The sequence below is a fragment of the Stenotrophomonas sp. Steno-C17 genome, assembly GCF_056393165.1.
On record NZ_JBWJPD010000026.1, the window covers coordinates 44,792 to 55,317 of the forward strand.

General features: G+C 69.0%; 14 protein-coding genes. 6 read left to right on the forward strand and 8 right to left on the reverse strand.

Annotated features, from left to right (window positions below; translation table 11 throughout):
- Positions 1–13: 13 nt before the first annotated feature.
- From AC06FA_RS18410 to AC06FA_RS18425, 4 genes are all read right to left on the reverse strand, one after another.
- Entirely contained in the window at positions 14–1,351 is a 1,338-nt protein-coding gene (locus AC06FA_RS18410) for a virulence factor family protein (RefSeq protein WP_478069544.1), read from the reverse strand.
- Between the two features lie 71 nt (positions 1,352–1,422).
- On the reverse strand, positions 1,423–2,040 hold the full coding sequence (locus AC06FA_RS18415; protein WP_478069545.1) for a DUF998 domain-containing protein: 618 nt from the start codon (positions 2,038–2,040) through the stop codon (positions 1,423–1,425).
- Positions 2,037–2,216 (reverse strand): oxidoreductase-like domain-containing protein, encoded by a 180-nt coding sequence (locus AC06FA_RS18420; protein WP_108756846.1) that lies wholly within the window; start codon positions 2,214–2,216, stop codon positions 2,037–2,039. Before AC06FA_RS18420 ends, AC06FA_RS18415 begins: the two co-directional genes overlap by 4 nt.
- A 49-nt stretch (positions 2,217–2,265) precedes the next feature.
- Positions 2,266–2,868, reverse strand: a complete 603-nt coding sequence (locus AC06FA_RS18425) for an HD domain-containing protein (protein ID WP_478069546.1) — start codon at positions 2,866–2,868, stop codon at positions 2,266–2,268.
- Between the two features lie 231 nt (positions 2,869–3,099).
- Between AC06FA_RS18425 and AC06FA_RS18430 the strand changes: the two genes are divergently transcribed.
- Positions 3,100–4,251, forward strand: a complete 1,152-nt coding sequence (locus AC06FA_RS18430) for a tetratricopeptide repeat protein (protein ID WP_478069547.1) — start codon at positions 3,100–3,102, stop codon at positions 4,249–4,251.
- A gap of 6 nt (positions 4,252–4,257) precedes the next feature.
- Here AC06FA_RS18430 and AC06FA_RS18435 read toward each other — a convergent pair whose 3' ends face one another.
- Positions 4,258–4,593 carry a zinc ribbon domain-containing protein YjdM gene (locus AC06FA_RS18435; RefSeq protein WP_312709856.1) on the reverse strand — a complete coding sequence of 112 codons (336 nt, stop codon included), beginning with the start codon at positions 4,591–4,593 and terminating at the stop codon, positions 4,258–4,260.
- Between the two features lie 441 nt (positions 4,594–5,034).
- On the opposite strand from AC06FA_RS18435, the gene AC06FA_RS18440 reads away from it, so the two are divergent.
- The 3 genes from AC06FA_RS18440 (at position 5,035) to AC06FA_RS18450 (ending at position 7,112) form a co-directional block, all read left to right on the forward strand.
- Positions 5,035–6,396 (forward strand): Hsp70 family protein, encoded by a 1,362-nt coding sequence (locus AC06FA_RS18440; protein WP_478069548.1) that lies wholly within the window; start codon positions 5,035–5,037, stop codon positions 6,394–6,396.
- Between the two features lie 135 nt (positions 6,397–6,531).
- Positions 6,532–6,918 carry a YkgJ family cysteine cluster protein gene (locus tag AC06FA_RS18445; RefSeq protein ID WP_478069554.1) on the forward strand — a complete coding sequence of 129 codons (387 nt, stop codon included), beginning with the start codon at positions 6,532–6,534 and terminating at the stop codon, positions 6,916–6,918.
- Positions 6,919–6,929: 11 nt separating this feature from the next.
- The gene (locus tag AC06FA_RS18450; RefSeq protein WP_478069549.1) at positions 6,930–7,112 is read left to right on the forward strand and encodes a hypothetical protein; all 183 of its coding nucleotides are present in this window, start codon (positions 6,930–6,932) and stop codon (positions 7,110–7,112) included.
- Positions 7,113–7,159: 47 nt separating this feature from the next.
- On the opposite strand, the gene AC06FA_RS18455 is transcribed toward AC06FA_RS18450, so the two are convergent.
- From AC06FA_RS18455 to AC06FA_RS18465, 3 genes are read right to left on the reverse strand one after another with little or no spacing between them, the layout of a single operon-like run.
- Complete coding sequence (locus AC06FA_RS18455) at positions 7,160–8,038, reverse strand: DUF4097 family beta strand repeat-containing protein (protein ID WP_478069550.1); 879 nt, start codon at positions 8,036–8,038, stop codon at positions 7,160–7,162.
- 11 nt (positions 8,039–8,049) lie between these two features.
- A complete protein-coding gene (locus AC06FA_RS18460) occupies positions 8,050–8,568 on the reverse strand; it encodes a hypothetical protein (protein ID WP_478069551.1) in 519 nt (172 codons plus the stop codon).
- The gene (locus AC06FA_RS18465; RefSeq protein ID WP_312709848.1) at positions 8,565–9,140 is read right to left on the reverse strand and encodes an RNA polymerase sigma factor; all 576 of its coding nucleotides are present in this window, start codon (positions 9,138–9,140) and stop codon (positions 8,565–8,567) included. The genes AC06FA_RS18460 and AC06FA_RS18465 overlap by 4 nt, the downstream gene beginning before the upstream one ends.
- Before the next feature lie 124 nt (positions 9,141–9,264).
- Between AC06FA_RS18465 and AC06FA_RS18470 the strand changes: the two genes are divergently transcribed.
- Positions 9,265–9,444, forward strand: a complete 180-nt coding sequence (locus AC06FA_RS18470) for a hypothetical protein (protein WP_478069552.1) — start codon at positions 9,265–9,267, stop codon at positions 9,442–9,444.
- Positions 9,445–9,481: 37 nt separating this feature from the next.
- Positions 9,482–10,075, forward strand: coding sequence for a mechanosensitive ion channel domain-containing protein (locus AC06FA_RS18475; protein ID WP_478069553.1), 594 nt, complete (start codon positions 9,482–9,484; stop codon positions 10,073–10,075).
- Positions 10,076–10,526 lie beyond the last annotated feature (451 nt).

The window sequence follows — 10,526 nt, forward strand, 5'->3', positions numbered from 1 at the left end:
GAACGCCTGGGGCTTACGCGCCGCCCTTCAAAATCACCTCGGCCAGGCGATCGTAATCGCCGCCGAAATGATGGTCGCCCGGCAGCTTCACTTTCTGCACGCCGTCGTTGGCCGGCAGGTCCGGGCACAGCGCATCAGCATCTTTTTCGCCGAACACGCACAGCGTCTTCGCCGCCGGCAATCGGGCGACTTCCGGGGCAATCGGCAGGCCATCGCCGCCACCGCCCAGCCAGTTGCTGACATGGAATTCGAAGTCGGCCTTGCGCCCCACCGACAGCAGGGCAATGCGCTGCACGCGCTCACGGGTTGCGGCGTCCAGCTGGTTGATGCTGGCCGGCAGCACGTCGGCACCCTGCGAGAAACCGATCAGCATCACCTTGTCGCGGTGCCACTGCTGGCGGTAGTGCTCGATGATCTTCTGCAGGTCCACCGCGAACCCTTTCGGCGTGCGCGCGGTCCAGAAGTAGCGCAGCGAATCCAGGCCGACCACCGACACGCCGTGCTCGGCCAGCGACTCGGCCACGTTCTTGTCCAGCCCGGCCCAGCCGCCGTCGCCGGAAACAAACACCGCCAAGGTGTCACCGTCGCCGCGTGCAGGCACCTCCACCACCGGCAGGCCCTTCAGCGCATCGGGCGGCGGCGCCAAGCTCACCCCGGCCTGCGCGCCCATCACCCGTGCTGCGGCCACCAGCCCCGGCGTGGCATCGCCGGCGGCGGTGCGCTTGAAGCTACGGGCCATGGCCACCTGCTGCACGAAGGCATCGGCATGACCGGCCTTGCAGCCCTCGCCGCCTGCGGCATTCAACCACGGCAGGTTCAGTTCGGCCGGCTGCAGGCGACCGTGCTTCACCCCGTCGCCGCAGACCATGCGTTCGTGGCTGTGATCCGGGCAGAAGCCGCTGGTCAGCAGGCCGGCGAACACCTGCGTATCGGCCTGCGCCGCCAGGCTGTAGGCCAGCTCGGCGCCTTCACCATCACCGCCCACCAGCGGCAGGTGGTAGTCGGGCAGATGCAGGTAGGCCTGCACCCAGCGCGAAAAGTTCTCCACATCACCGGCGCCGAATGCGCAGCTGCTGTTGCCCTCGCGCTTGAGCACGCCGCGCAGGTGGTCCACGTCAACGGCCGCGACCAGTGCGCCGTCGGCACGCAGGGCTTCGATCGGCGCGCGTTCGGCTGCGCCTGCGGTGCTCTGCTGGAACCAGATCACCACGCGCTTGGGCGCTCCGGCAGGCGAATGCACCGGCACCTGGTCGAAACGCCCGTGGCTGACCTGCTGCACGTCGGCGGCGGCCGACCCGGCCAGCAGCGCCAACACCAGTCCCATCGCCCCGCACAGCCCTGCACGCGTCATGTCGCATCCCCGTTGGAATGCGCACACGATACGCTGCCAGCGCGTGCACGGCATGTACCGGCGTGGGCGGTTCAGCCGGTGCTGGCGATACGCGTGCGGCGGTACAGCGACGCGGCCAGCTGCAGCAGCCAGCCGACAATGACCACGATCACCAGCTTCTGCCCCAGCCCGCGCGGCGGGCCGTCACGCCACAGCACGTGCACCCACAGCAGCACGAATGCCAGCCATGCCCACGCCCACAACAGCGCCGCACTGCGCTGCCAGCCCGGCTCGCGGCGCAGGTACCAGGCCTGCAGCAGCATGGCCACGCTGGCACACAGGAACGCGGTGTTGGCGGCCAGGCCGTGTACCAGCGGCGCGACCAGCGGCGCCAGCTGCGGCAGCCAGCTGTCGCCGATCGCCACCGTGGCCAGGCCCAGCGCGGCCACGCTGAACAGCAGCGGCGCGGCAGCACTGCGCCGTGGCCCACGGCTGCCGCGATAGAGCGCAACACCCAGCACCGCGATGGCCAGCGCCAACAGGCAGTAGGCCGTGCGCAGCGCCAGCCCCCAAGGGCCGTGCAGGTACAGGCTCAGGGTGGCCCGCACCCAGTCCAGGTCGGTACGCGCGAACTGCGTCCACAGGGCCGTGGCCACGAACAGCAGCAGCGCCACCAGCGCCAGCAGGGCGGCCGGCCGCGCGCGGCTCACGGCGCCTCCTGCGGGTGCCGCGCCTGCCATTCGGCCAGGGCCTTGCGGTAACGCTGCAGTTCTTCCGAATACAGGTCCAGCACGCACAAGGGGCAGCCGCTGCCACAGCACTCGTTGGGGCCGGGTTCTTCCGGCGGCAGCGGGCGCGGGTCGGGATCGGGCACGGGATCGGTCACAGGCAGATCAGACAGGACAGGAAACACCGCGCCAGTGTAACGGCCCCGCTCAGCGTTCCAGCTGCCGGCGCAGGTTGGCCCGTGCCGCAGCATCCAGGCGCTGGTGGAAGAAGTCGCTGAGGAAAATGCGCGGTGCGCGCAGCAGCCCCTGCAGGAAGCAGCGGCGACCGGCGCGGTACAGGAAGCCCGGCACCACGCCCCGGTACTCTTCGGCCACGCCCCGGTCGTAGGCGTCGAACACCTCCGCCGGCGCGCCCAGGATGGCCATGTCGCAATCCAGGAACAGCGCTGCTTCGGCGTCCACCTCATCGGGACCCAGCGCACCATGGCGCGCGGTCAGCAGGATCAGCTGCTCGACCCGCGCGGCATCGACCTGCGCAAGAGCGGGCACTTCGGCAATGGCCTGCAGGGCCAACTGCGCCGAGCGTGCCTCGTTGTCCTTGCGCCCGGCCTGGTACACCGCGTCGTGGTACAGCGCCGCCAGATAGACCTCGACCGGCTGCTGCCAGCCTGGTCCGGCGGCCACCTGCTGGCAGTGCTGCAGCACCGCGCGCACGTGGCCGAAGTGGTGGTAGGCACGGGGCGGCGTGGCGTAGGCCGCTTCCAGCGCCTGCCAATGCGCGGGCGTCAGGGCAATCGGGGCGAAGTCCATGCCACGATGATCCCGCCAGCGCCTGGACAGAGCAAGCTGGACAGTTTTTCACCACACACTCACAACGCTTGCCGGGCAAGCGCTGCACGCAGTTGTCCACAGCTTTGTGAGGCGCTGGTCCACATCCCCTGTGGATCAACGCGCATGCCGACGGACGGTGTGCGCCGCGCTGCTGCCGCAGGTCTACACTGCCGGCAGACGGCACCCGCCGCCGCCGCGCAGGGATCCACCATGTGCCGCTTTCCTGCCTTCTGCGTGCTGCTGTCCGCGCTGTGGGTCGGCGCGGCGCCGGCACAGCAGCCCACCGTTCCCTCGCCCGCGTCATCCGTGCAGCAGGTGGCCGACCAGCCGACCGCCGTGCCGTCGCCGCAGCAGGTGCTGGCGATCCCGCCACCGTTGCGGCAGATGCTGCGCAGTCAGGTGACCAGCCGCTGGAACTCGCGCGAACAGCGCCTGCAGTCACTGGTGGCGATGATCTTCAGCTCGCAGGGCATGGACCTGCAGTACGACGCCAACGCGACCTACACCGTCTCCGAGATCTGGCAGCAACGGCGCGCCAACTGCCTGGCCTTCACCCTGATGTTCGTCACCCTGGCGCGCGAAGCCGGCATCAAGGCGCGCGTGCAGGAAGTGGACCGGGTGGTGTCGTGGTACCAGGACCAGGACCAGGGCGTTGTCTACAGCGTGGGCCATGTCAACGCCAGCGTGCTGGTGGACGGCCGCAACGGCACGGTCGACCTGGACCGCAACGTGCTGTACGACCGCCGCGGTCCGCACCCGATCACCACCGAACGGGCACTGGCGCACTTCTACAACAACCGCGGCGCCGAGCGCCTGGCCGCGCATGACCGGACAGGCGCGCAGGCCTTCTTCGATGCCGCCCTGGCCCAGGACCCGTCGTTCGCCGCGGCTTGGAACAACATCGGCGTGCTGCGCAGCCGCGACGGCGACCTGGCCGCGGCGCGGCGTGCGCTGGAAATCGCCCTGCAACTGGAGCCGGGCCATGATTCAGCCCTGAGCAACACGGCGGCGCTGTACCGGCAACTGGGGCTGACCGCGCAGGCCAGCGGCCTGGAACGGCAGCTGCGGTCGGCGCAGCGCGAAGATCCATTCGTGCAGTACATGCTGGGCGCGCAGGCCGAGCGCAACGGCGACCTGCGGCGGGCGATCTACTACTACCGCCGCGCCGTGCGCCTGTACGACAACGCGCACCAGTTCCATTTCGGTCTGGCCCGCGCCTATTTCCTCAGCGGGCAGGTGCAGCGCGCCGACCGCGAACTGCTGCGGGCGCAGGCGCTGGGTGGCCCCCCACAGCAGGCCCACTACCAGGCCAAGCTGGACAGCCTGGCCCGTTGGCGCGCGCAGCAGCAGCTGCGGCGCTGAACCCGATCAGGCCTTTTTCAGGAAACAGGTCTTCAGCACCAGGCCCTTGATCTTGTCCGAGTTGCCTTCGATGTGCTCGGCATCGTCTTCCACCAGGCGGATGTTGCGGATCACCGTGCCCTGCTTCAGCGGGATCGAAGACCCCTTCACCTTCAGATCCTTGATGACAGTGACGGTGTCACCGGTCTGCAGCGTGTTGCCGTTGCTGTCACGCACGACCAGCGTGGCGCCGGTCGCCTCCTCGGCGGTCCACTCGAAACCGCAGTCGGCGCAGATCCACAGCGCGCCATCGGCATAGGTGTTTTCCAGGGTGCACTGCGGGCAAGCGGGGGCGGACGACATCGGCAAGTACCTCAAAATGAATCAACAGCCGCCATTGTAACCGGCTGCTGGTTCTGCTCATTTTTCCGGTGTGGGGCGCTTTGATTGATCTCGCTGGGGCGGATGGGCGGACTCTGCCTTTTGCTGCCGCGGCGCAGGGAACTGTCATGGCGGCGTGGGGAGGGGCGGACGGGACCGTAGGCGCCATGGGCCCGAGGCATGCCTCGGGCGGGTTGGGCAGGACGCCCAACCCCGGTCTTGCCGTGTGCGCAGGACAGCGCACGCGTGCAAGGCGCCTACGAGCTACATGGACGTATTTACCGCGTGTCCCGGCCGCCCCTCCCCGCGCCGCCCGAGCACAGCAGGCAGGCGCCCAATCCCAACCGAAGCCGACTGAAACTTGCAGGACGCCCCGATCTGCAGCAGAGTGCGCGGCCCCCGCCTGCCCCCCGGATCCCCCCCATGCGCCTCGGCATCGACTTTGGTACCAGCAACTCCGCCGCCGCGATCGTGCGCGATGGCCACCTGCTGCCGATCCGCTTCGGCGATGCCGAGCAGTTCCGCACCAGCGTCTACTTCCCCGGCGTGGTGCCCGATCCGGACGACTTCCAGCTCGACGCCGGGCAGGAGCACCAGCTGCAGCAGATGATCGACAGCGCCGCGCGTGCGGCCCGCGCCGCCGGCCAGGAACGCCCGCCCCAGGCCCTGCGCCGCGAGGCCCTGCGTGCCCTGCGCCGCGAGTGGATGGAAGCCCGCGCCGGGCAGGAACGCAGCGCCAGCGACCTGCTGCAGAACGCGGTGTACGGCGACGAAGCGCTGGAAGCCTACTTCGAAGAACACGAGGGCAACCTGGTGCAGAGCCCGAAGTCGATGCTGGGCTACAACCTGCACCCGCGTGCCCGCCAGACCATCACCGGTATTGCCGCGCACATCCTGGAACACATCCGCCTGACCGCCAGCGCACAGCTGGGCCAGCCGCTGCGCGCCGCCCTGCTGGGGCGCCCGGTGCAGTTCCGCAGCTCCATCGGTGATGCCGGCAACGCCCAGGCCCTGGATATCCTGCGCGAGGCCGCCAGCCAGGCCGGTTTCGACCAGATCGACTTCCTGGAAGAGCCCGCGGCCGCCGCCATGCACTACCACGCCGAAAGCCGTGAGCGGCACCAGGCGGTGATCGTCGATATCGGCGGCGGCACCACCGATATCGCCCATGCCGAGGTCGGTGGCGACGCGGCACCGCGCATCCACCGCGCCTGGGGTATCGCCCGCGGCGGCACCGATATCGACCTGGCATTGAGCCTGTCCAGCTACATGCCGCTGTTCGGCCGCGGCATCACCCGCGTGCCCGCCCACCACTACGTGGAAGCGGCCACGGTGCAGGACATGACCCGCCAGCGCGAGTTCCGCCTGCACAAGTACGACCATGTGGACGCCCCGTGGGGCGACCGCCTGCAGGCGCTGCAGGACACCGGCAACACCGCGCGCCTGTACCGCGACGTGGAACGCGCCAAGATCGCCCTGAGCAGCAGCCCGCAGCACCGCAGTACGCTGGATTACATCGCCCGCGACCTGCACGCCGACAGCACCGCCGAGGGCCTGACCGCGGCCGCGCGCGGCTACCTGGAACAGATCCAGACCCTGCTGGCGCAGGTTCGCAGTGATATCGGCGGCGATCCGGACGCGGTGTTCCTGACCGGCGGCATGTCCCGCGCCGGCTACCTGCGCCAGGCCGCGGCCGAGGCCTTCCCCGGCGCCCGCATGGTGCACGGGGAGCCCTCGCTGGGCGTGGTGCAGGGCCTGGCCCTGGCGGCAGCCAGCCAGGATTAACAATTCGTTACGCGTAGTTTGCTACCCTCGGTAGGCTTGATAGGGCTCTACCCTCCGCCGGCTGCGCCGGTGTGTGTCTCCGGGTAGGGCCCGGCCCGCGCAGCGGGCCTTGCGGCCATGCCTTCTGGCTCGTTCATGGTCCGCGTACTACCCGAGCCGCCATCGAGACCCGCTTTGGGCACCCGCCTGGCCCCTGTGGCCGCACAACCTGAAGAAGCACCAGCACCCATCGACTGCCGCCGTTGTGATGCGGTCTGTTGCCGGTTGCCCGTGCTGCTGCAGGCGGGCGACGACGTGCCCCGCCAGTATACCGCGCGCGACAGACACGGCCGTGCCGTGATGGCGCGCAACGAAGAAGGCTGGTGCGCGGCGATCGATCCCTATCACCTGCGCTGCACGATCTATTCGCAGCGCCCGGCGATCTGCCGCCAGTTTGCGATGGGCGGCGATGACTGCCGCCGCGAGCGGCAGGACTACCTGCGCCAGGCCGATGCCTGGTCGCTTTCCTCCCCTTCCACCTGACAGGAGCAACCATGCCCCGCAAGGCAAAGACCCCCGCGAAGGCCAGCAACAGCATCCGCAGCGAACGCAAGGGCGCGACCGCCAGCACCGTGGTCAGCAGCGATTCGATCGCGTCCGATCTGGCCGCGTTCCGCAAGAGTGGTGGCAAGATCGAAGTACTTGGCACGACCTGGGCGCTGAAGAAAGCCAGCTGACCCACCCTGACCGCGGCGGCGCTGCCGCCGCGGCCTGCCGGGCCGGCTCAGCGGTCCAGACGGACCTGCACGCTGCCCGAGTGCGACTGCACACGGATATCCCCATCACCACTGCCCAGCCGGGTGTCCAGATGACTGCCCGGGCCATATCGTGGGCGCTCGACACTGCCTGCATCGCTGTTGATCGAGCCGCTGAAACTGTTGACGGACAGTTGTGCCGACACCGCACGCGGCAGCCGCAGGCTGACCGAGGCACTGACCGATTCCACGCTGATCCGGCCGCCCGGCGCCAGCGCAGACGCCGACAGATCGATGCCGCCGGACACCGTTTCCACCGCCAGGCGCTGGATGCGACCGGCGTCCACCCCGACCCTGCCCGACACCGTCTGTGCTCCGATATCACCGGAGACGCCGCCACCGGCCTGGATCTGCCCACTGACCGTGTTCACGTCCAGGCGCGGTGTCTGCAGCCGTGCGGTCACGTTGCCGCTGACGGTGTTGAGCTTGCTGTCGGCGCTGCGCCCTGCTGCGCTCAGATTGCCGCTGACCGTATCGGCCTGCAGCCGGCGCACGTCGATACCACTGATGTCCTGGTCGGCACTGACGGTGCTGAGCAGCAGTTCGGACGAACGCGGGACATTGAGCACCAGCGTTGCCCCGCCGCTGTTGCTGCGGCGCGGGTATTCCACTTCCCAGCGCACGCGGTTGGCGCTTTTTTCCTGACGCAGCTGCAGGCCGTCGCTGAGGCTGCCGGTCAGCTGCACATCGTTGCGGTCCCAGCCACGCACCGTGACCTTGCCGGCGACGTTGCTCAGTTCAATACGTCCACCGCTGGCCAGGGCGTGGCGTTCGTCCACGCGGGTGTCGGCCAGCGCCAACGAGGGCAACAGCAGCAGCGCAGCAGACAAGGGAAGCAAGGCTCGCATCGGGAATCTCCTCAGGTTGTCAGTCCGGCGGCGGCCTGTGCCGCCTGCCGGGTCAGTTCCAGCCGCAGCGCGTAGGTGCGCCGCAGTTGGGCCAGTAGATGTGCAGCGCGCGGGTCCTGCGCCATCGCGGCGCGGATCTGCACCACGCTGCGGTCCAGTTCCTGCAGCGCCGGCTGCCATTCCGGCGCACGTTCTGCCGGCAGCGATGCCACCGCCTGCTGGTACTGCGCGGTCATCGCGTTCGCCTGCACCTGCAGGCTGCCCGGCGCCGGCCCGCTGTCTGGCCGCCACGGCGCCACCGCAATCACCGCCAGGCCCGCGGCCAGCGCCGCGCCCAGTGGCCACCACGCGCGGCGCAGCGGGCGGCGCCGCAGCACCACCACTGGGGGCGGGGTGGTGGCTTGCGGCACCGGTGCGCGCGGTGGCAGCTGTGCCGACAACTGCGCCCAGCCTTCCGCCGGCGGCGTGCGTTGCTGTGGCAGCGCGCGCAGCCGCGCCAGCAGGTCGTGATCGGGATCGGGTGTGGTCATGTCATGTCTCCCAGCCGCGCACGCAACAGACCGCGCGCGCGATGCAACTGTGCCTTGGAACTGCCGACGGCCATCTGCAGTTGCTCGGCGATTTCATGGTGTTTCCAGCCTTCGATGTCATGCAGCACCAGCACGGCACGGGCGCGCGGCGGCAGCATCGCCAGTGCACGTTCCAGATCGCGCTCGGTGCCGGCGCAACGGTCATGCACGGCCAGTTCCGGCAGACCACCCTCCATGTCATCCAGGCTGTCGTGGTCGTGCCCGCCGGCGCGTGTGCGCAGCTCCATCAGCGCCGCGTTCACCCCAAGGCGGTGCAGCCAGGTCGCCAGGCTGCTTTCAAAGCGGAAGCCGGGCAAGGCCTTCCAGGCCTGCAGGAACGCCTCCTGCAATGCATCCTCGGCGCGCGCCTGCTGGCCGCCGCACAACCGCCACAGCACCGCGAACAGGCGCGGTGCATGACAGCGGTACAAGCGTTCGTAGGCCGAGGTATCGCCCGCCGCTGCGGCCCGTATCAACGCGGGCTCATCGGGCGCATCCGTGGCGGCAGGGGGCGGCATGGTGGTGTCGAGCATAGCGCTTGGATGCAGCGCCCCGGCAAAAGGTTTAGAGGTCGCCCGCGTGGTCCGCCTGCAACCTTTTCTGCGTCCGCTGCATCCATGCAGGCATCCCCCGCACGGCCCCTGGCCCGGAGACCGCATGTCCGCCCCGCATTGTGCTGCCCTGCTGGCCATCGCCACCTGCATCGCCGTGCAGGGGCTGGGCCTGAGCCTGCAGTGGCACACCGAACCGCAGAGCGCCTGCCTGCAGCGCCACCGGCAGGCCCTGGTCTGCCTGCACTGGGCACCGACAGTCGAAACAGCGCCGCACCCCGGGTAACATCGGGGGCTGTTTTCCGCTGCCTTGTTGTCGCCCCATGATGTTGTCACTGAAGGATCACCTGCCGGCCTGGACCCACCCGTGGCTGCACGACATCGGGATCGGCCTGCAGATTCTGGTCACGCTGCTGGCGGCCTGGTTGCTGCGGGTGCTGGCGCGGCGCCTGATCCGGCGCTTTTCCGACCATTACACCCTGCCGCAGGAAATGGCGATGGGCGCACGGCGGATCAGCAGCTTCGTGGTGTACTTCAGCGCGCTGCTGTACATCCTCAGCCTGCTGGGCGCGTCGCCATCGGTGCTGTGGACCGCCTTCACCGGCTTTGCGGCAGTGGGTGCGGTGGCCTTCTTCGCCGCCTGGAGCGTGCTGTCCAACATCTTCTGCACGCTGCTGATCTTCACCACCCGCCCGTTCCGCCTGCACGATTACATCGAAGTGCTGGAGAACGGTGAGAAGCCGGGCCTGAAGGGCCGGGTGATCGACGTGAACCTGATCTACACCACGCTGCAGGAAACCGGCGATGGCCATCAGGGCACGGTGCTGCAGCTGCCGAACAACCTGTTCTTCCAGCGCACGGTGCGGCGCTGGCGCGACCCGTCCCAGGCCCCCGGCGGCATCCAGGGCGACGGCTGAGGGGTTTTCTTCTGCAGGGCTTGCAGCCCTGCACCTGCTACGAGCAACGGCAACGGCAACGGCAAAAGCGTGCATTCCGTGGGGTGGCGGGGTGGGTCCGGTTGCGGGGGACGCTGCAAGTACGTCCATGTAAGCTTGGCCGCGGCATCCATGCCGCGGACACCCCCGCAACCGGACCCACCCCGCCTTCGACAGTTTCCTGCGATCTGCCGGAACGGCACGGGGTCGGATCCCGTTGCTGCGATGTCTGACAGTAGATCCACGCCATGCGTGGATGCGTTTCGAATTCAATTCGAAATTTTCGATTACGACAGAGATCCATCCACGCATGGCGTGGATCCCCCCGATCGCGGGAATCTGTCAGAGGTGGGGCGGTGTGGGTGGGCGGGACCGCAGGCGCCATGGATGGCGCCTACGAGCCCCCATGGGTGAGGGCGCTTTGCTTGCGAAG